17 protein-coding genes are annotated in these 19,445 nt (G+C 62.9%); 10 read left to right on the top strand and 7 right to left on the bottom strand.

Annotated elements, in window-relative coordinates:
• The first annotated feature begins 180 nt into the window (after positions 1–180).
• A complete protein-coding gene (locus QQL79_RS03065) occupies positions 181–1,338 on the top strand; it encodes a PQQ-dependent sugar dehydrogenase (protein ID WP_284387800.1) in 1,158 nt (385 codons plus the stop codon).
• A 662-nt stretch (positions 1,339–2,000) separates the two neighbouring features.
• Positions 2,001–2,378: a VOC family protein gene (locus QQL79_RS03070; protein ID WP_284387802.1), complete on the top strand. Its 378-nt coding sequence runs from the start codon at positions 2,001–2,003 to the stop codon at positions 2,376–2,378.
• Between the two features lie 58 nt (positions 2,379–2,436).
• On the opposite strand, the gene QQL79_RS03075 is transcribed toward QQL79_RS03070, so the two are convergent.
• Complete coding sequence (locus QQL79_RS03075) at positions 2,437–2,646, bottom strand: cold-shock protein (protein WP_092421346.1); 210 nt, start codon at positions 2,644–2,646, stop codon at positions 2,437–2,439.
• A 511-nt stretch (positions 2,647–3,157) separates the two neighbouring features.
• Between QQL79_RS03075 and QQL79_RS03080 the strand changes: the two genes are divergently transcribed.
• The 3 genes from QQL79_RS03080 to ltaE all read left to right on the top strand — a co-directional run bounded on the left by QQL79_RS03080 (position 3,158) and on the right by ltaE (position 6,491).
• Positions 3,158–4,156 carry a class I SAM-dependent DNA methyltransferase gene (locus QQL79_RS03080; RefSeq protein WP_284387808.1) on the top strand — a complete coding sequence of 333 codons (999 nt, stop codon included), beginning with the start codon at positions 3,158–3,160 and terminating at the stop codon, positions 4,154–4,156.
• A 64-nt stretch (positions 4,157–4,220) separates the two neighbouring features.
• Positions 4,221–5,414, top strand: coding sequence for a glycoside hydrolase family 5 protein (locus QQL79_RS03085; RefSeq protein WP_284387810.1), 1,194 nt, complete (start codon positions 4,221–4,223; stop codon positions 5,412–5,414).
• A gap of 60 nt (positions 5,415–5,474) precedes the next feature.
• A complete protein-coding gene (ltaE, locus tag QQL79_RS03090) occupies positions 5,475–6,491 on the top strand; it encodes a low-specificity L-threonine aldolase (RefSeq protein ID WP_284387812.1) in 1,017 nt (338 codons plus the stop codon).
• Here ltaE and QQL79_RS03095 read toward each other — a convergent pair.
• The 5 genes from QQL79_RS03095 to carB all read right to left on the bottom strand — a co-directional run bounded on the left by QQL79_RS03095 (position 6,488) and on the right by carB (position 12,754).
• The gene (locus tag QQL79_RS03095; RefSeq protein ID WP_284387813.1) at positions 6,488–6,994 is read right to left on the bottom strand and encodes a hypothetical protein; all 507 of its coding nucleotides are present in this window, start codon (positions 6,992–6,994) and stop codon (positions 6,488–6,490) included. The genes ltaE and QQL79_RS03095 overlap by 4 nt on opposite strands.
• Positions 6,995–7,051: 57 nt before the next feature.
• Entirely contained in the window at positions 7,052–7,552 is a 501-nt protein-coding gene (locus QQL79_RS03100) for a hypothetical protein (RefSeq protein WP_284387815.1), read from the bottom strand.
• A gap of 85 nt (positions 7,553–7,637) precedes the next feature.
• Positions 7,638–8,270 (bottom strand): type B chloramphenicol O-acetyltransferase, encoded by a 633-nt coding sequence (catB, locus tag QQL79_RS03105; RefSeq protein WP_284387817.1) that lies wholly within the window; start codon positions 8,268–8,270, stop codon positions 7,638–7,640.
• Between the two features lie 128 nt (positions 8,271–8,398).
• Positions 8,399–9,199, bottom strand: coding sequence for a phytanoyl-CoA dioxygenase family protein (locus QQL79_RS03110; RefSeq protein WP_284387819.1), 801 nt, complete (start codon positions 9,197–9,199; stop codon positions 8,399–8,401).
• Positions 9,200–9,442: 243 nt separating this feature from the next.
• Positions 9,443–12,754, bottom strand: coding sequence for a carbamoyl-phosphate synthase large subunit (gene carB, locus QQL79_RS03115; RefSeq protein ID WP_284387820.1), 3,312 nt, complete (start codon positions 12,752–12,754; stop codon positions 9,443–9,445).
• Between the two features lie 469 nt (positions 12,755–13,223).
• Between carB and QQL79_RS03120 the strand changes: the two genes are divergently transcribed.
• Positions 13,224–14,573 carry an autotransporter outer membrane beta-barrel domain-containing protein gene (locus QQL79_RS03120; RefSeq protein ID WP_284387822.1) on the top strand — a complete coding sequence of 450 codons (1,350 nt, stop codon included), beginning with the start codon at positions 13,224–13,226 and terminating at the stop codon, positions 14,571–14,573.
• Between the two features lie 195 nt (positions 14,574–14,768).
• Here QQL79_RS03120 and QQL79_RS03125 read toward each other — a convergent pair whose 3' ends face one another.
• Complete coding sequence (locus QQL79_RS03125) at positions 14,769–16,355, bottom strand: EAL domain-containing protein (RefSeq protein WP_348523167.1); 1,587 nt, start codon at positions 16,353–16,355, stop codon at positions 14,769–14,771.
• A 187-nt stretch (positions 16,356–16,542) separates the two neighbouring features.
• On the opposite strand from QQL79_RS03125, the gene QQL79_RS03130 reads away from it, so the two are divergent.
• The 4 genes from QQL79_RS03130 (at position 16,543) to QQL79_RS03145 (ending at position 19,428) form a co-directional block, all read left to right on the top strand.
• Complete coding sequence (locus QQL79_RS03130) at positions 16,543–17,169, top strand: exopolysaccharide biosynthesis protein (protein WP_284387824.1); 627 nt, start codon at positions 16,543–16,545, stop codon at positions 17,167–17,169.
• Entirely contained in the window at positions 17,166–18,851 is a 1,686-nt protein-coding gene (locus tag QQL79_RS03135) for an alpha/beta hydrolase (RefSeq protein WP_284387826.1), read from the top strand. The genes QQL79_RS03130 and QQL79_RS03135 overlap by 4 nt, the downstream gene beginning before the upstream one ends.
• 58 nt (positions 18,852–18,909) lie before the next feature.
• On the top strand, positions 18,910–19,182 hold the full coding sequence (locus QQL79_RS03140) for a DUF2277 domain-containing protein (protein ID WP_284387828.1): 273 nt from the start codon (positions 18,910–18,912) through the stop codon (positions 19,180–19,182).
• A gap of 72 nt (positions 19,183–19,254) precedes the next feature.
• Complete coding sequence (locus tag QQL79_RS03145; protein ID WP_284387830.1) at positions 19,255–19,428, top strand: DUF1328 family protein; 174 nt, start codon at positions 19,255–19,257, stop codon at positions 19,426–19,428.
• The last annotated feature ends 17 nt before the right edge of the window (positions 19,429–19,445 follow it).

Consider the following 19,445-nt stretch of genomic DNA (forward strand, 5'->3'; position numbering starts at 1 on the left):
CGGCAAAAACGTCAAACTCCCCAGCCAAACCCGGCGTGTGCATCACGATAAGTTTTTGGGGGAGATAGGTTCAACTTGCCCGCCTGCCGCGTTCCGGTCAAGCGGGGGTGCATCATGAAGATGGTTATCTCCACATACCCATTCAAGATTTGCCAGTGTTCCCACCGAAAGGCCCCCAGCATGATCCGTGTGTACCCGTTTTGCTTCGCAACTCTTTCCGGCGCCGCGTTCGCCGCTCTTCTGGCTTCCCCTGCCGTGGCGCAGACCATCGATACCAGCGCCGGGCGCCTCACGGCCAATGTGATTGCCGAGGGGCTGGATCATCCCTGGGCGCTGGGCTTTCTGCCCGATGGCCGCATGCTGGTCACCGAGCGCAGCGGGCAATTGCGCGTGGTAGGGCAGGATGGAGCGGTGGGAGCGCCGATCGAAGGAGTGCCCCGTGTCGTAGCGCGGGGGCAGGGCGGGTTGCTCGATCTGGCGCTGGCGCCCGACTTTGCCAGTAGCGGGCGGATTTACCTGAGCTTTTCCGAGGCGGCTGAGGATGCCGGGCTGCGCGGCGGGCAGGGTACGGCGGTGCTTTCGGCCAAGCTGACCCTGGATGGGGATAGCGGGGCGCTCAGCGAGCAGAATGTCATTTTCCGCATGAACAATTTCACCGGCACCGACCGCCATTATGGGTCACGCATCGTTATCGGCAATGACGGCAATCTGTTCGTCACGCTGGGCGAGCGGGGCGAGGCCGATCGTGCGCAAGATATGGCCGATCTGGCGGGTGCGGTGGTGCGTATTGCGCCCGATGGCTCCGTGCCCGAGGGCAATCCCCAGGTCGAGGGCTGGGCGGCGGAATTGTGGAGCAAGGGGCACCGCAATCCGCAGGGGGCGACGTTGCGCGAGAGCGATGGCGCGCTGTTCACCGTCGAGCATGGTGCGCGCGGGGGCGACGAGGTCAACATGCCGCGCGCCGGCGGCAATTATGGCTGGCCGGTCATTACCTATGGCGTGGACTATTCCGGCGCCTCGATTGGTGAAGGCACCGAGAAAGAGGGGCTGGAGCAGCCGCTGCATTTTTGGGACCCCTCCATTTCGCCGTCGGGCCTCGATTTTTATGAAGGCGCGCTGATCGAAGGCTGGCAGGGCGATCTGATTGCCGGCGGGCTGAGCGGCAATGTCATGGTACGGCTCGACATGGAAGGCGATGCCGTGGTGGGCGAGGAGCGGCTGTTCGAAGGCCAGCTGGGCCGCATCCGCGATGTGCGAGTGGGGCCGGATGGCGCCATCTATGCGTTGACTGATGCCGGCAATGGCCGGCTGATCCGGGTTGCGCCGGAAGGGGTGTGAGGAGAGGGCCTATGAGGAGCTAGGACGCTCCACACGGCGTCCTGCCATCGCGTCATTCCCGCGCAGGCGGGAATCCACTCTTGATCTGCACGGGTCGATTTCAGAATGGATTCCCGCCTGCGCGGGAATGACGCGGTTGGTGCTTGAGCGGTTGGTGCTTAGAACACGCTCCCCCACCCACAGTCGCTTCCCTCGGGCTTGACCCGAGGGTCACTCTCAACAGGGCACAAGCGGCGAATGATCCTCGGGTCAAGCCCGAGGAAGGCGGCGGTGGGCAGGGGGGCGAAGGGGCTCGGGCAAAGTATGTGGGTGCCCAACCATCCCATCGTGTATGCGCCCTCATCCCGCCCCGCCCCCGATGTCATTCCGGCGCAGGCCGGAATCCATTCTGAAGGCCATCCACTCCATCCCGCACGCGGTCAGAGCACAGCATGGATTCCGGCCTGCGCCGGAATGACCCGGTGGTTGGTTGAGTGCTCCGCGCATCCCAAGATGCTCCAACCTCCCCACCGCCACAGTGATATTGGGCCTGTTTTTCGAGCAAAAGCCGCGATAGGTTTGGTTTTGTAGGCACCGCCCTGCTGATCCAAAATGATGGAGTGCATCACCTCAGCCGGCACCGACTGGCGGGTGATCGCGACTTCGCTAGCAGAGGCACTGCCATGACTGTTATCGCCCCTCACACTGTCCGGTTCGGACGAATTGCCGCGATGCTGCCCGTCAGCGATATGAACCGGGCCCTGGCCTTTTACGCCGGGGCTCTGGGTTTTGAGAAAACCTTCGAGAACGGAAACCCTGTCGGGTTCATGATCCTCAAGCGCGATCAGGGCGAGTTGCACCTGACGCTCCAGCCGGGTCACAAGGCCGCTAACTTCAACATCGCGCATCTGATGGTGGATGATGCCGACGCACTGCACGCCATTTGCGTTCAGTATGGGGCCAGGATCATCAAGAGACTGCAGGACAAGGATTATGGTCTGCGCGCATTCGTCTTCGAGGACCCGGACGGAAATCGCATCGATGTCGGCCAGGTGATCTAGCCAACAAAAAAGGGCGCATCCCCTCGATGCGCCCTTAATTCGTTTTGGTTCAGGCCCGTCAGGAGGCGGTCAGATTGTCGGCGGCGGATTTGCCGGTCCGCTTGTCCTTGACGATTTCGTAGGTGACCTTCTGGCCTTCATCCAGGCCATTGAGGCCCGAGCGCTGGACGGCGGAGATGTGGACGAAGACGTCCGCACCACCTTCATCGGGCTGAATAAAGCCATATCCCTTTTGGCCGTTGAACCACTTCACAGTGCCAGTTGCCATGATGCGCGTTTCCCTCGTGCAATCGCTGCGGTAGAACGGTCCCAGTCATGATGACCAAGACTTGATGATATCGAAATATCGGAAAGTGACGTCAGCATGCGCGAATGGTCTTCGCAGGATCAGATCTGTCGGCCGCAATATTCGATCGGGCGAGCTTAGCTGCAAAAAAAGCGGCGTTCAATAATTTGTTTACACATGACGAAAGGCCCGGCCGATCGAGGGATCTGCCAGGAGAAAATTGAACTCCGTCAAGTATTTGCGCCAGGTCTTGGGGAACCGGGTGCTGACGCGCGATGAACTTTTAATCAAGGGCGTCCTGCCGCCAACCCGGTTGCCAATGACCGGATCGGGACAAACCCATACTACTCCGATTGCCGGGCTTGGCTACCGCACTCTTGGTCGCACCCCTGCTATGCAGTGCAAAGAGCGGCTTGATTTCGTCCCGGTTTTGCGGCAAATCCCCCGCTCGCCGGGCCAGCGGGACCGGTAGCCCTCCAGAGATCACTTCGTCTTGACCAAGGCGTTTCATTCTTCCGGCGATGTCATCGCCGACCGTCGTTCCGGCTATGCCAGGATGCTGGCCGAGGGCGGGGACCATGCTGCTGCCGCCGATCTGATGGCTCAGGCGCTCGAGCTGACGCCCGAATGGGCGGCTGGCTGGGAATTGCTGGGCAATTACAGCGAGAAGGCCGGGGACATATCCGGCGCCATTTCGGCCTGGCGGCACCTCGAAGCTCTTGATGACGAAGGCCTGTTCGGCGCGAGCCTCAAACTGGCGGCGCATGGCGCAGCGCGGGCGGGCGAGGGCACGGCGGTCAGCTATGTCGAGGCGCTGTTCGACCAATATGCGCCGCGCTTTGAAAGCGCGCTGCTGCAAAATCTGGGCTATCAGGTGCCGGCCCTGCTCGATGGTATGCTCGGTGCGGAGATGGGGCGGCTGGGGATCGACCATTTCGCCCGGGCTATCGATCTGGGCTGTGGCACCGGGCTGATGGGCGAGCGCGTGCGCTCGAGGGTGTCCTATCTCGAAGGGGTCGATCTCAGCGCCGCCATGATTGCCGAAACCGGCAAGAAGGGCATTTACGACCGGCTGGACAAGGCCGAGCTGGTCGTCGCGCTGACCGGCCGTGCGGCCGAGGCCGATCTGGTCACCGCCGCCGATGTCTTCATCTATTGCGGCGCCCTGCCGCCGGTGCTGGCCGCCGTGGTTCCCGCCATGATGCCGGGGGGCCTGCTGGCATTTTCGCTTGAAGCCCATGACGGCGAGGAGCCGGTCTTCCTGCGACCCTCGCTGCGCTATGCCCATGGGGTGGCCGCTACGCGGCAGGCGCTGACCGATGCCGGTCTCGAAATCCTGCAATTCGAAATGGCAACGCTCCGGCAGGATCGCGGGGCGCCCATAGCGGGCATGCTGATTTTGGCGCGGCGGTCCGCCAATGTTAACAGTCTGCTAACATTAGATGACGAGATGACAATGGGGTTTGGTGCGTCCGGGGGTGTCGCGGCCTAGCCTGCCACAGTCACGCCCCGTTTTGGGGATTTCGGTTCCGCCCAGCAAAACAGGCGGAACTTTTATGAAAATTGCAGCAAAGGCGGGCCTGGCGCTCGCTCTGTTTCTCACCGGTTTCCCGGCGTTTGCGGGCGATACGATCGGTTTCTGGGACACCCAGCGCAAGGGCAGCAACTTCTTTTCCGTCGTGCCGTCGCCCGAACGATTTGCCGAAGCCCATGCCGCCGGCATCCAATGGGGGCGCTTGGCCTATGACAAATGGGACGCCACCGGCCGCGACTTCCTGATCGGCGACGCCGACCATTATGACGGCCTGGTCCAGCCGGACGTGGCGCGGCTCAAGGAAGTGCTGGGCTGGGCCCATGGTGCCGGGGTTGGCATGGTGATCGCGCCGCTGAGCCTGCCCGGCATGCGCTGGAGCCAGAATAATGGCGATAAGTTCGACGGGCGGATTTGGGAGGATAAAGCCTATTGGCAGCAGACGGCCGATTTCTGGCGCGATCTTGCTGCCGAGCTGAAGGATAATCCGGGCGTGCTGGCTTATAATATCGTCAATGAGCCGGCGCCGGAGCGCGGCACTGGGGCGGCCGAGAATACGGCGCCGGGCGATGTTGCAAGCCATGTCGCCTTCGCCGAAGCCAATAAAGGCACGGCGCGCGATCTGCCAGCATTTTATGAAATGGTCATCGCCGCCATCCGCTCGGTCGATCCCGATACGCCGATCATGGTGGATGCCGGGTGGTACGCCAATGCGGGAGCCTTCAGCGGCTGGCCCAATGCCTTGCACGACGACAAGGTGCTCTACGCCTTCCATATGTACGAGCCGTACAATTTTACCGCCGGCAAGAATTTTCGCGACAAGCTGGGCTATGTCTATCCCGGCACGGTGCCGTTCGGGACGGGCGATGTGGCCTGGGACGCGAGCACGGTCAATGAATTCCTGCAGCCCGTCTATGACTGGGCGGACAAGCAGGCCATTCCCGCCAATCGCATCGTTGCCGCCGAATTCGGCTGTATGCGGCGCAATGAGGGCTGTGCTGATTACCTCACCGATGTCATGGCTAATCTGAACAGCCATGACATTCACTGGGCCTTCTATTCGTTCCGCGAGGATGAATATGACGGGTTCGACTACGAGCTGGGCAGCGATGCGCTGGGCTGGAAATATTGGGAGGCGGTGGAGAAGGGCGAGCCGCCGGTGATGCCCTACAAGCCAAATCCGCTATGGGATGCCATTCAGGCAGGGTTGCGCGAGTAGGGGGCTGACAAGCCAGCGGCGCCTCAATAGACCTCTGATGAGATCTATTGAGGTTGCCGCATGAACACCATTCGCTACGATTTCCGCTCCGACACCGTCACCAGGCCCTCCGCTGCAATGCGAGCAGCCATGGCCGAGGCCGAGGTGGGCGACGATGTGTTTGGTGATGACCCCACGGTCAGCCGCCTGGAACAGCGTATGGCGGCCATGCTGGGCAAGGATGCCGCGCTCTTTGTGCCCTCGGGGACGCAATCTAATCTCTTGGCATTGATGAGCCATTGCGGGCGTGGCGACGAATTCATCGCCGGGCAGAATGCGCATTGCTACAAGTATGAGGCCGGCGGCGCGGCCGTGTTGGGCTCGATCCAGCCGCAACCGATTGCGCATCAGCCGGATGGCACATTGGCGCTGGACGATATTGCCGCGGCGATCAAGGCGGGAGACAGCCATTTTGCCACGACGCGGGTGATCGCGCTGGAAAATACCCATGGCGGGCAGATTCTGCCGGTGGACTATATGGCGGCAGTGGGGGAACTGGCCCGGCAGCGCGGGCTTGGCCTGCATCTCGATGGCGCAAGGGCATTCAATGCCAGCGTTGCGCTGGGCTTGGATATCGAGCAGTTCACGGCGCCGTTCGATACGGTGTCGATCTGTCTTTCCAAGGGGCTGGGTGCCCCGGTGGGCTCGGTGTTGATCGGACGGGCCGATTTGATCGAGACGGCGCGGCGCAATCGCAAGATGTTGGGCGGCGGGATGCGCCAGTCGGGCATTCTGGCCGCGGCAGGGCTTTATGCGCTGGAGCACAATGTGGCGCGGCTGGCTGATGACCATCGGCGGGCCAGACGACTGGCGGAGGGGCTGGCTGCCTATCCCGCGCTCAAGGTGACCATGCCACATACCAATATCATCTTCCTCAACAGCGAGGCGGAATTGGGCGGGCGGTTCAACACTTTTCTGGCCGAACGCGGCATCGGGATCACCGGTCGCTATGGCCAGCAGCGTTGGGTGACGCATCTGGATGTGGATGACGAGGCCGTGGATGGGGCGCTGGCCGAGGTGGCGGAGTTTTTCCGCTAGCCGATCAATGCGGCGCAGAGTGCGTCGGTATTGAAGAGGGTGAAGACCTCCGTCGGATAGGTCATTTCGACCCGGTTTTGCTCCGTGCCGACGGCCAGGTAGGAGATGGACAGGGCGCGATCCTGCAGCGAGACGGTAACGCCGTCGGGTGTGCCGTAGACAGCGGGTGGCGTCTTGCCGGCGCCGGTTTGCGCGTTGATGATATCGCCCGCCTGGGCTGGCGTGACGGGTGCTGAAAAGCCGGCCATCTGCTCGTGGCAGAACAGGAAAAAGCTGGGATTGGGCAAGGTCTTGACGGTCAGGACCAGCGCCGATTTGTCCTTGGAGGTCGCCGAGCCGGGGCTGCGATCGGCAATGGGCCCATAGGCCGCCTCGATCGCGGTTTGGGCTTCGGCCAGCGGCATGCGGTCAAGCGTGGCCTGATAGGGGTTGAAGTCCTCGCTTTGGGCCAGGGCAGGCGTGGCAATGGCTGCCGCCAGCACGACGACATAGATCGACCGCATGATACCTCCACGATGAGATGCCGAGGGTCCAAACTGGGCCCTCGGGGCCTTTGGCGTCTAGGGATTAGCCGCCAGGTCGGCGCAGGTCTGATAATTATTGAATACGCCAGTGGGGTAGGCAACGCCTACGCCGCTGGCGTCCGTGCCAATGCCCCAATAGGTGACGTTCAGGGCGCCATCCTGCAGCAGGAAGGTGACGCCGTCTTCGGTTGGGTAGACGGTGCCCAGATCGGGTGATGTCGTCAGCGGGCGCAAGACGTCCATTGCGACCTTTGCGGTGACCGGTGCCGATGCTGCGGTGAGCTTGCCGTCGCAGAACAGGAACACGGTGAGATTTGGTCCTGTGCCCCCCGCGAACACCATCTCGGCATTGCCATCGATTTCGGGATTGCCCGGTTGGCGGGTCTGGATCGGGCCATGGGCCGCTTCAATCAGGGGCTCCGCTTCGGCCTGGGGCATATGGTCGAGCACTGCCTGGTAGGGATTGAAATCGGTGTTCTGCGCATGGGCGGCGACAGGCAGCGCGACAAGCAGCAGCAGGGGCAGGGCCAAACGCATGGGCGTCTCCAGATTGCCGCGCAGCATTAGGCGGACGGATATTGGTGGTCAAGCGGGCGGACATTGATGTCCGCCCGCGCGCCGGTCAGGTCCGTATTTTCTGCTGCCAATGGCTATGCAGCGCAGGGATATCGTCGCTGGTCATAAGCGGCATGGCGGCGAGCAATTGTTCGTGCGGCCAATCCCACCAGGCCATTTCGAGCAGCATGGTGATGTGTTCCTCGCTGAACCGCTTACGGATTGTCCGGGCCGGGTTGCCGCCGACAATGGCATAGGGTTCGACATCCTTGGTGACGAGCGCCCGCGTGCCGATGACAGCGCCGTGGCCGATGTTGATCCCTGGCATGATGATGGCTTCGGTGCCGATCCACACGTCATTGCCGATGATGGTATCGCCGGCGCTGGCAAAGGCATCGGCGGCCGTGCCGAAGCCGGGGACTTCGGGCATGTAGTGGAACGGGAAGGAGCTGACCCAATCGTAGCGATGGCCCTGATTGCCTGCCATGACGAAGGCGGCGCCGGAGCCGATGGAGCAGAAACTGCCCACGATCAGCTTGTCGACGCCGGGCGTGTTCATGAGGAAGAGGGCGCAATCATCGAAGCTATGGCCGTGGTAGTAGCCGGAATAATAGCTGTAGCGGCCCACGATGATGTTCGGATTGGTGACTTGCTCATCAAGCCGGATGCCGCTGAAGGCGTCTTTGAAATAGTTGGTCATGTTTGTCTCTTGTGGGTTTGCCTATCCACGGTGTCGGCGCGGCGAAGGCTGGAACCCATCCTGATATCTCAGCATGGATTCCAGCCTGCGCCGGAATGACCCGGTGGGTGGGGAGCAAATTGTGTGTGTCAGGCGCGATTGAGCGCCTGGCGGATGGCCGTTTCGACCGGGGAATAGGCGCCGTCGGGCCGGTCCAGGGAGAGTTGTTCCCTGGGCTGGAGCGGCGGTTGGGCCATGAAGCGCGGTTGCGTCCCCCGGTGCGGCTGGGCCGCGTGGACCAGGAAGGGGTGGCACAGATAGACCGTGCCGGCGGCCCCAGTCGCCAGGACTTCCGGGCAATGGGCCGTGCCGGCAAAGCTATCGGCGGCCAGTTCGCGCAGGCTTAGTCCGGCTGCTCCGGCGGGTTCCAGCTGGCGAGCAATGTCGCGATGCGAGCCGACCCGGATGCGGGTTGGCGCGTCCAATTCACCGACATCGGAGAAGAGGAACAGCATCAGCAAGGCCCGGTCCCGTGACATGACATTGACGCGCCAGGCCAGGAAATCGGTCGGGTTGTCCTGCCAGCCGAAGCTGACATCGACATGCCAGCCCGCGTCGCCCGGATCATCGGGCGAGGGGAAGCGCACCGGGAAAGTGCCCAGCCCTTGCGGCGCTACCCACCTGTCCTTGCCCACGATCTGGTCATAGGCCGCATGGAGCAGCGGGGTATTGGCCGCTTCGCGGAAGGGGAGGTCGGAATAACCGCCCAGCCGGATGACCGGCTTGGTCCAGGTGGCAGGATTGTCCGGGTCGCAGCCGGTATCCCGCCACAGGATGGCGCGAGCCTCGTCGGCGAGGTCGCGGGGGAAGGCATTGTCGATGCGGACGAAACCTTCAGTGATGAAGGCAGCAATTTGCGCTTCGCTGAGCGCAGCAAAATGAGAGGGCATGAGATATGTCCATAAGTTCGCGTGGCCGTCGCGAGGACAGCCGGATCGAGCGGAATGCCGCTCGTCGGGAGTGCTCCAAGAGCGCCGTTAGGCGTTCAAGTGCACTGCGAACTTAGTTGCTTCGGACATCATCATGGTGGCGGGCAGGATAGTGACGCGTGATTAGGAGTCAAGATGGGGCATTGGAGTACCCCCTCCTAGCCTCCCCCTGATAGGGGGAGGGACAGATCGAGTATCTGGCGATTAGGCCGCGAAATAGCTCTGCAGCGAACGGACCTGGAGGCTGCCCTGCTTGAGGGCCACGATGCCTTCCACGGCGGCGAGGGCGCCGTCGATGGTGGTGTAGTAGGGGATCTTGGCGAGCAGGGCCGTGCGGCGGATGTCGCGGCTGTCGCTGATCGACTTCATGCCATCGGTGGTGTTGATCACCAGCTGCACGCCGCCATTCTTCATGGAGTCCACGATATGCGGACGCCCTTCGAGCACCTTGTTGATCTTGGTGGCGGCGATGCCGTTTTCCACCAGATAGCGCTGGGTGCCGCTGGTGGCGAGGATGGTGAAACCGGCCTCGGCGAGATGGCGAGCCATATCGACGATATGGGGTTTATCGGCATCGCGGACCGAGATGAAGGCGGTGCCGCTGGTGGGGACCTTGGAGCCGGCACCCATTTGCGACTTGGCGAAGGCCATGGCGAAATTGGTATCGAGGCCAATCACTTCGCCGGTCGACTTCATTTCGGGCCCGAGGACCGTATCGACGCCGGGGAAGCGGTTGAACGGGAACACGGCTTCCTTGACGGCGACATGCTTGAAGGTCTTTTCGACGAGGCCAAAGCTGGCGAGGCTCTCGCCGGCCATGATGCGGCTGGCGATCTTGGCGATGGGTTCACCGATCACCTTGGCGACGAAGGGCACCGTGCGGGAAGCGCGCGGATTGACTTCGAGCAGGTAGATCACGCCGTCCTTGAGCGCATATTGCACATTCATCAGCCCGCCGACCTTGAGGGCGAAGGCCAGTTCGGCCGTCTGCCGCTTGAGTTCGGCCATGGTTTCGGGCGTCAGGTTCTGCGGCGGCAGCGAGCAGGCGCTGTCGCCCGAGTGAATGCCGGCCTCTTCGATATGCTCCATGATGCCAGCAACGAACACGTCCTTGCCATCGCAAAGGGCATCGACGTCGATTTCGGTGGCGCCGGACAGATAGGCATCGAACAGCAGCGGATTGTCGGACAGGACCGAATTGATCTGGCCGGTCTTGTCATTGGGATAGCGCTGCAGGATATCGGGCGGGACCAGGCCGGTCAGCGTGTCCTGCACATAGCGCTCGAAATCATTGGCCGAGTGGACAATGGCCATGGCGCGGCCGCCCAGCACATAGGAGGGGCGGATGACCAGTGGATAGCCCAGGCGCTCGGCAACAAGGCGAGCCTGTTCAAGGGAATAGGCGATGCCGTTCTTGGGTTGAGTCAGCTCCAGCTTGTTGAGCAGCTTGGAGAAGAGGTCGCGGTCTTCGGCCAGATCGATGGCGTCCGGCTGGGTGCCCAGGATCGGCACGCCGGCCTTTTGCACGGCCTCGGCCAGGTTGAGCGGGGTCTGGCCGCCGAACTGCACGATGACGCCATGCAGGGTGCCATTCTGCTTTTCGCGCAGCAGGATTTCGATGACGTCTTCCTCGGTCAGCGGCTCGAAATAGAGGCGGTCGGAGGTGTCGTAGTCGGTCGAAACGGTTTCGGGATTGCAGTTGACCATGATGGTTTCATAGCCCGCGTCAGCCAGTGCGAAGGCGGCATGGCAGCAGCAATAATCGAACTCGATGCCCTGGCCGATACGGTTGGGACCACCGCCGAGAATGACCACTTTCTTGCGGTCGGACGGGCGGGCTTCGTCGGCCACGACGCCGGCAAAGGTGGTCTCATAGGTCGAGTACATATAGGCCGTTGGCGAAGCGAATTCGGCAGCCGAAGTGTCGATGCGCTTATAGGCCGGGCGCACGTCGAGCGAATGGCGCAGCTTGCGCACGTCGGACGGCTTGAGGGCGGCGAGCTGGGCGAGACGCGCGTCGGAGAAGCCCATGCCCTTGAGAGCGCGCAGATTGGCCGCGTCCTGGGGCAGGCCGAATTCGCGCACCTTGGCCTCGGTGTCGACAATGCCCTGCATCTGCTCGAGGAACCAGGGGTCGATCTTGCAGGCCTCGTGAATGTCTTCGAGGCTCATGCCCAGGCGCATGGCCTCGGCCACATGCAGCAGGCGATTGGGCGTGGGCGTGCCAAGAGCGGCCTTGATGGCGTTCTTGTCTTCGCCTTCGCCCAGGCCCGGAATGCCGATTTCGTTGAGGCCGGTGAGGCCGGTTTCGAGCGAGCGCAGGGCCTTTTGCAGGCTTTCCTGGAAGGTGCGGCCAATGGCCATGGCTTCGCCGACCGACTTCATCGAGGTGGTAAGGCGATTGTCGGCGCCGGGGAATTTTTCGAAGGCGAAACGCGGGATTTTCACCACGACATAGTCGATGGTGGGCTCGAAGGACGCCGGGGTCATGCCGCCGGTGATGTCATTGTCCAATTCGTCCAGCGTGTAGCCGACGGCGAGGCGCGCGGCGACCTTGGCGATGGGGAAGCCAGTGGCCTTGGAGGCGAGGGCCGAGGAACGGGACACGCGCGGGTTCATCTCGATGACGACCATGCGGCCATCGGCGGGGTTGATGCCGAACTGCACGTTGGAGCCGCCGGTCTCGACGCCGATTTCGCGCAGCACGGCAAGGCTTGCGTCGCGCATGATCTGGTATTCTTTGTCGGTCAGCGTCAGGGCTGGAGCGACGGTGATGGAGTCGCCGGTATGGACGCCCATCGGATCGATATTCTCGATCGAGCAGATGATGATGCAATTGTCCTTCTTGTCGCGGACAACTTCCATTTCGTACTCTTTCCAGCCGAGCACGCTTTCTTCCACCAGCACTTCATTGGTGGGGGAGGCATCGATGCCGCTTTCGCAGATCGCCAGATATTCCTCGCGGTTATAGGCAATGCCGCCGCCGGTGCCGCCCAGGGTGAAGCTGGGGCGGATGATGGCGGGAAGACCAATGACCTCAAGGGCCTGCAGCGCTTCGATGGCGTTATGCGCCAGCATGGAGCGTGGGGTTTCCAACCCGATCTTCTTCATGGCGTCGCGGAACAGCTCGCGGTCTTCGGCCTTGTCGATGGCTTCGGCCGTGGCGCCGATCATCTCGACGCCAAACTTCTCCAGCACGCCCATCTTGCGCAGCGACAGTGCGCAGTTCAGTGCCGTCTGGCCACCCATGGTGGGCAGCAGGGCGTCGGGACGTTCCTTTTCGATGATCCTGGCGACCACTTCGGGGGTGATCGGCTCCATATAGGTGGCGTCGGCCAGGTCCGGATCGGTCATGATCGTCGCCGGGTTCGAGTTCACCAGGATGATGCGGTAGCCCTCTTCCTTGAGTGCCTTGCACGCCTGGGTGCCCGAGTAATCGAACTCGCAAGCCTGCCCGATAATGATCGGACCCGCACCGATGATGAGGATCGATTTAATGTCGGTACGCTTTGGCATTTTCTTGGGCTCGCTCGGCTCGGTCTACGGACGGGTCGGGCGAGGAAGAATCACCAGACGCTCAGGCCACCCGCACCATTCGCGCACGACAACAGGGCGTTGCGGCGCTTGGGGAAGGCTTGGACGGGGTGGTTAGGTGGGCTGTCTAGCGGAGAAGCGGCGGAAAGGGAAGGGGTGGCGTTCCCCTTTGTGGCGGCTGCGGATTTCGGCGCCGCTCTTGTCCCCAGGCGCGCAGTTGCCCTCTCAGGTCATGACTCCCTTGCGGTCAGAGGGGTGGATTGTGACGCCAAATGGGGTGACCATTGCCATAGCCCTATTCGGGGTGAGCGGAGAGCCAGCGTCAGTCCCGGGGCTCTCTTGATGCAGGAGGCGCTGTGGCCAGTTTGGCCGCGAGCAGGCGCCGAGCAGGCAAGGACGGCAATTGCACATGGCTGGATTGTCCGGGTCATACCGGACGGGACAAAGCGGGATGTTCTCGCTCGCCCGGCTATTCCGGCCCGGCGGCGTTTGGTTGTGCCTGGTTCTGGCAACGACATTCCCGGCGTTTGCGCAACCGGCCGCCGATCCGGGGATTGTCATCATCCGCGCTACAGGCGCGGATGCGGTCTTCGGCTTTACCTCGCCGACGCCCGCGCTCAATCTTTATCTGACCAGTATCGGCGGTCTGGCCGAGAGTCTGCCCATTGTCCTGCCGGCCGGGGATTACCGGATTGAAATCGACGACCTCAGCGGGCTGGGCATGTCCCTCAAGGGTGCCGATTGCGCGGATGGCCGCGGCCATGGCGACGCGGGCAGCGTAAGCTTCAGGCTCGATGCGGGGGAGATGCTGGTCTGCACCTTTACCGTCGCCAGCGCCCCGGAGCGGGCCACGGAGTTGATCGAGAGCCTGGTTCCGGCGCGCGGCGATCTGATGCTGGCCAGCCTGCCGCCCAGCGAGGATCGTATCAACCGGCTCAAGGGATCCATAGCGGTGGCCGATTCTCCGCAGCGGTTCATGAATGCGCTGCCGGGCATTGTGGCTGGCAAGCCGATACCGCTGGCGGCTTCGCTGGGCGCCTTTGACAGGATTGTTGGCAATGAGCAGCGCAATCCCTGGGATATCTGGATGCGCGGCACGTTTGCATTGGCCAGCGAGCAGGGCGCGGCGGGGCGGTTCGGCGTTGCCGCGCTGGGCATGGACCGGCTGGTGAACGAGGACGTTCTCCTGGGCGGGTTCGTCCAGGCCGATACCATGGTGCGGGAGTGGAACGATGCCTCGGCTTTGTCGCGCGGGGGCTGGATCGCCGGTGGCTATGCCACGGCGCGCGTGCTCGACAATGTTTATGTGGATGTGCTGGGCGGGGGTGGAACGTCGCTGGGGGTGACGCAAGCGCAGGGCGTGGCGGGACGGTTTGCCGCCGAGTCCTGGCTGCTGACGGCGGCCGTTTTGGGCCAGTGGCGCGCGGGGGACTGGACCTTCAGCCCCCAGGCGCGGCTCAGCTATTTCGACGAGAAAATCGCGCCCTATCTCGATGCCGGTGGCAATCTGGTGAGCGGGCAGGAATTGGGGCGGGGCCGGCTCGCCATTGGGCCGGGGCTCTCCTATCGGCTGACAACGCAGAACAATGTGGTCGTCAATACGGGCCTGCGGCTCAATACGACCGCCACTCTGATGAGCAGTTCGGGGGGATTTGAGGGGGTGAGTGGCCGGCTTGAGGGGACTGTGGAAATCATCCTGCCGGCCGGGGCGCGATGGAAGACGACGCTGGGCTATGGCGGCATCGGTACCGATAGCCGCATGTTCAATGCCAGCGGCACCTTGTCCGTGCCACTGCGCTAGGCGCGGTTCTTCGATTGCATGTGCGACCAGCAAATTTGCACCATCTCCAAACACTACCGTCGCTTCCTCGGGCTTGACCCAAGGGCCTTTCTCAACCCGGCACAAGCGGCGAGTGACCCTCGGGTCAAGCCGGAGTGAAGCGACGGTGGGTGGGGTCAGAGGTGGGAGGATCACACCCGGTCCCCCGCTGCGGGGCTAGGGTGAGGCGCGCATGATCTCGGGGGCGCTGCCTTTTGTGGCCTTGTTTTGAGCATGGAAGGCGGCGAAGGCGGCGGCTGGAACAGGCTTGCCATAGAGCCAGCCTTGCCCGAATTCGACGCCCTGGGCGATCAGGCTATCGGCCTGCTCCTGGGTTTCGATGCCTTCGGCGACAGAAAAGAGCCCGAGGGTCTTGGCCATCGAGATGATGTGCGGCGTCACCGAACTGGTGGCGCTGCCCCGGCCAATGGTGTCGATGAAGGATTTGTCGATCTTCAGAGCGTCCAGCGGGAGGTCCTGCAAATATTGCAGGCTCGAATAGCCGGTGCCGAAATCGTCGATGGCGACCGAATGCCCCATGGCGCGGGCTTTGGCCATGGTCGCCCGCGCGGCTTCGATATCGAGGAAACCGCGTTCGGTTGCCTCGAGCCATATCTGCTGCGGCTTGATGCCCGCCGCACGCAGCTTTTCCTCGAGAAGCGGCAGCATGCGCCCGGTCTTGATGTCGTCGGCGGAGAAATTGATGGCGATGTGCAAGGAGCGGTCGGCCACCAGGGTCGGGCCGAGTTCGGCAATCACCGCGTCGATGACCTGATCGGTAATGGGCAGGATCAGCCGGCTTTCCTCGGCAAGCGGGATAAATAGATCGGGCCGGACCATGGTGCCGTCGGGGCGGCGCCAGCGGACGAGCGCTTCGGCGCCGACGCAGATGCCGGATTTGAGCTCCATCAGCGGTTGATAGTGGACCACGAATTCCCGATGACGCACGGCCCGGGTCAGTTCGCCCAGGGGAGACAGGCGCCGGCGCGACATCCAGACGACGACGCCAACGAGCAGGGCCGCGATAGCCATGCCCAGGGGCAGCAATATCAGCAATTGCCGCCAAAGATTGGCGAATATGGCGCCGCGCGGGCTGGCTGCCACGGCCAGCCAGCCATCGCGCCTGGCTATGGCGAAGATGGTATTGTCGTCCGCGCCGCTTCGGGGGGCGGCGAGAAGCGAGGCCAATAGGGCGGGGTCGAGGGCGTGGCTTGCGCTGAGCACCGGACCGCCGTCATGGGCGATGGTGAGACCCGATCCCGTACTGTCGACGACATCGGTGAACCCTTGCGGGTCGATCAGGACCGTGTAGGCGCCGCGTTGCACGCCCATCATCGGCTGGCCGCCGCCCAACACATTGGAAATGAATGGGGCGGTGATGCCAAGGCCGTCCATTGTACGGAAATCGACGGACGCCGCTGCCGGTTGTGGCGTGGTAGGGCCCCATGACGTGCATTTTACCAGGCCCTGCTCGACATAGCCGATCTCCTTGATCGACCGGCTGGTGGTCAATCGCCGCATTTCGGCGATGTGGTCGGGGGAACAGGGGGCGAGGCCAGCGGCCCCGATTGCATCCAATGCTTCCGAAGCGTCCGCCAGGGTGGAGGTGGTGCGCGTGATCAGCCGATCGGCGAGTTCCCTCAGGCGGCCCTGTTCGGCGCCGAGCGCAAGCTGCCAGGACAGATAGGCCGCTGCGGCCAAGGGGATAGCCGCGCCGGCAATGGCCATGGCGATGCTCAGCAATACCACATGGCGCGACTTCACAGGCTGAGTCCCTCGCCGCCCCATGCGGCAGGGTATTTCACGGCGCAAGGCAGCCTGGTCAACGCCAGATCGGGGCGGTAGCTAACTTTTGGTAAGCCGGCATGGCGGCAGATCGATTGCCCTGGTTTCCGAATCCGACCTAACCTTGGAGAAACGATGCCCGGAATATCGCCATCCGATGAATGATATGCCCAGCCCAGTCGAGATGCAGATCGACGCCATCGCCGCAGGCCTGCAACAGGCCGAGGCGGCAGGAGGCGAGGCCCTAACCGTCCGGCAGATCATTGCCCTTCTGGGCGATCAGTCGCACAGCTTCGTCATCCTGGTGTTCTGCGTGCTCAACATGCTCCCTGGGCCGCCCGGCTATGGCGGCACGATTGCCTGCGCCATCATCGCTTTTGCCGTCGCGATGATCGTGGGACGGCCGCCGGCACTGCCGCGCTTTATCAGCGACCGGCGGCTGTCGCCGAGGCTGGCGTCGCGCATGGTGCAGCAATTGCGCTGGTTCTCGAAATTGGTGGCGCGGTTTTCCGCACCACGGGTGGAATTTCTGGCCGCGGAACGGGGGCGGATGGCAGTCGGGTTCTCCATTCTGGTGCTCAGTATTCCGATGGTCATACCCATTCCCCTGATCAACGCCGTGCCCAATGTGGGCATTGCGGTAATCTGCTTGTCGCGGATCAATCGGGACGGCGCAGGCATGATCGTGGGCGCCATTATCGGGTTGATCGGGCTGACTATTGCGGGCCTGCTGATCTGGGGTGTCGTCTCGCTGGGTCTTGCGGCCGGCGATATAGTAGGGACAGGCGGATGAAATTTGCTCGCGCACTTGCCTGGTTCAACCGCTTTTCGACCGGCGGCATCATGCTGGGGCTGCTGTTCTTTGCGCTGTCGCTGACGCCATCGCTCATTCCCCGCAATTTCGTGGTGCAGGGGATTTTGACCGGCTGCGTTTTCGCGGCGGGCTATGGCATCGGTGTCTTTCTCGAATGGCTTTGGACCTTTCTCGAATTAAGCCTGCCCAATGATGTCTGGGCGCGCAGGATCAAGCAGGGAATTACCTTGGCCTGTGCTGGTCTGGTGGTGGCGTTTTTGTGGTTCTCCACCGGGTGGCAGAATTCTATCCGGGCGGTGATGGGCGTCGAGCCGGTCGAGAGTATCCAGCCGCTCTGGGTGGCGGCCATTGCGATTGTGCCGGCTACGCTGCTGATCGGGATTGGTACGCTGATCGTGCAGGGGGTGCGCCTGGTGTCGGCCATGTTGCGCCGCATCATCCCGCGCCGTGTGGCCTTTGTCGGCGGCGTGCTGGTTGTCGGCCTGGTCGCGAGCCTTTTCGTCAATGGCGTGGTGATCCGCTGGGCGCTTTACACCGCCGATCGGTTCTATGCCGAATTCGACACCATAGCCGGGCGTGACGATCCGGCGCCAACCGATCCGTTGAAGTCGGGCAGTGCCGCGTCGCTGATCCCCTGGGATACGATCGGGCTGGATGCGCGGGTCTATGTGGAGTCCGGGCCGACTGCCGAGGAAATCTCGGCAATGATCGGGCGGCCTGCTGAGACGCCGCTGCGGGTCTATGTGGGCTTGCGATCGTCGGAAACCGTGCAGGAGCGGGCGGCCCTCGCGCTGGCCGAGATGCTGCGGGTGGGGGCGTTCGACCGGTCGGTGCTGGTGCTGATCATGCCGGTGGGCACGGGGTGGGTCGATCCGCCGGCGATCGACACACTCGAAATCCTGCATGGTGGAGACGTTGCGAGCGTGGCGCTGCAATATTCGTATCTGACCAGTTGGCTGTCGCTGGTGGTCGAGCCGGATGTGGGCACATCGGCGGCGCAGGCGCTGTTCAGCGCGGTCTATCATTACTGGACGGATTTGCCGAAGGAGACGCGGCCCAAGCTTTATCTGCATGGGCTGAGCCTGGGTGCCTATGCCTCGCAGGCCTCGGGCACGCTCTACGAGATTCTGGCCGATCCGTTCGATGGGGCGCTCTGGGCCGGACCGCCTTTTGCCAGCGCAACCTGGCGGACGACGACAGCCAATCGCGACCCCAGCACGCCGGAATGGCTGCCGCGCTTCGAGGATGGCTCGATCATCCGCTTTACCAATCAGGGTAATGCGCTCGATATTCCCGGGGCCCAATGGGGGCCGATCCGGCTGGTCTATTTGCAGTATCCGAGCGATCCCATCGTCTTTTTCGAGCCTGACGCCTTCTACCGCCCGCCGGAATGGATCGAAGGCAAGCGGGCGCCCGATGTGTCGCCGCTGCTGAATTGGTATCCGGTGGTGACGTTCCTGCAATTGGCGCTCGATATGGCACTGGCCCAGACGGCGCCGGTCGGCTTCGGCCATGTTTACGCACCGCAGGACTATTTTGACGGCTGGGTGGCGGTGACCGACCCGCCGGGCTGGACGGCAGAGGCCCTGGCCGCGTTGAAGGCAAGGCTGACGCGGCATGGCGACCGCGCATTGATCGGAGCCGGATGGTTCCGCGACTAGGTTCGGGCTTGCGCCGGGGCCGTGATCGAGTCAGCCTTGGGGTACGAGGAGACTGATCATGTGCCGGAACATCAAGACCCTGTTCAATTTCGAGCCACCCGCCACACGCAACGAAATGCATGACGCTTCGCTGCAGTTCGTGCGCAAGATTTCGGGATATACTCATCCCTCCAAGACCAATGAGGCGGCGTTTCACGAAGCGGTCGAAGAGATCGAGAAGGTGGTCCGCAACCTGCTGAAATCGCTCGATACCGATGCGCCCGCCCGGGACCGGGAGGTGGTCGCGGCCAAGGCCCGGGAGCGGGCGAAACTGCGATACGGCACCGCCTGACGCCGCATACAGGGCGGAACGGGCAGAGGAGCAGCGCGTTGACGACGGGAATACCTTCCCGAGGACATATCCATGCTGCAATTGCTCATTCTTCTCGTCGTCATCGCCCTGGTCGCCGGCGCGCTCGGCTTTACTGGCATTGCGGCCGGTGCGGCGGCGCTGGCCAAGATCATTTTCTTCCTCATGCTGGCCGGCATCGCCATTATCCTCATCCTGGCGGTCATGGGCCTGGCTGTTCTGTTCTGACCTGAAGGATTATCGAG

The sequence above is a fragment of the Devosia yakushimensis genome (assembly GCF_030159855.1).
GTDB lineage: Bacteria > Pseudomonadota > Alphaproteobacteria > Rhizobiales > Devosiaceae > Devosia > Devosia yakushimensis.

Excerpts from the sequence above, each read along its gene's own strand:
- QQL79_RS03065 (WP_284387800.1), top strand. The coding sequence starts at position 181 with ATGATCCGTGTGTACCCGTTTTGCTTCGCAACTCTTTCCGGCGCCGCG.
- QQL79_RS03070 (WP_284387802.1), top strand. The coding sequence starts at position 2,001 with ATGACTGTTATCGCCCCTCACACTGTCCGGTTCGGACGAATTGCCGCG.
- QQL79_RS03075 (WP_092421346.1), bottom strand. The coding sequence starts at position 2,646 with ATGGCAACTGGCACTGTGAAGTGGTTCAACGGCCAAAAGGGATATGGC.
- QQL79_RS03085 (WP_284387810.1), top strand. The coding sequence starts at position 4,221 with ATGAAAATTGCAGCAAAGGCGGGCCTGGCGCTCGCTCTGTTTCTCACC.
- ltaE (WP_284387812.1), top strand. The coding sequence starts at position 5,475 with ATGAACACCATTCGCTACGATTTCCGCTCCGACACCGTCACCAGGCCC.
- QQL79_RS03095 (WP_284387813.1), bottom strand. The coding sequence starts at position 6,994 with ATGCGGTCGATCTATGTCGTCGTGCTGGCGGCAGCCATTGCCACGCCT.
- QQL79_RS03100 (WP_284387815.1), bottom strand. The coding sequence starts at position 7,552 with ATGCGTTTGGCCCTGCCCCTGCTGCTGCTTGTCGCGCTGCCTGTCGCC.
- catB (WP_284387817.1), bottom strand. The coding sequence starts at position 8,270 with ATGACCAACTATTTCAAAGACGCCTTCAGCGGCATCCGGCTTGATGAG.
- QQL79_RS03110 (WP_284387819.1), bottom strand. The coding sequence starts at position 9,199 with ATGCCCTCTCATTTTGCTGCGCTCAGCGAAGCGCAAATTGCTGCCTTC.
- carB (WP_284387820.1), bottom strand. The coding sequence starts at position 12,754 with ATGCCAAAGCGTACCGACATTAAATCGATCCTCATCATCGGTGCGGGT.
- QQL79_RS03120 (WP_284387822.1), top strand. The coding sequence starts at position 13,224 with ATGTTCTCGCTCGCCCGGCTATTCCGGCCCGGCGGCGTTTGGTTGTGC.
- QQL79_RS03130 (WP_284387824.1), top strand. The coding sequence starts at position 16,543 with ATGCCCAGCCCAGTCGAGATGCAGATCGACGCCATCGCCGCAGGCCTG.
- QQL79_RS03135 (WP_284387826.1), top strand. The coding sequence starts at position 17,166 with ATGAAATTTGCTCGCGCACTTGCCTGGTTCAACCGCTTTTCGACCGGC.
- QQL79_RS03140 (WP_284387828.1), top strand. The coding sequence starts at position 18,910 with ATGTGCCGGAACATCAAGACCCTGTTCAATTTCGAGCCACCCGCCACA.
- QQL79_RS03145 (WP_284387830.1), top strand. The coding sequence starts at position 19,255 with ATGCTGCAATTGCTCATTCTTCTCGTCGTCATCGCCCTGGTCGCCGGC.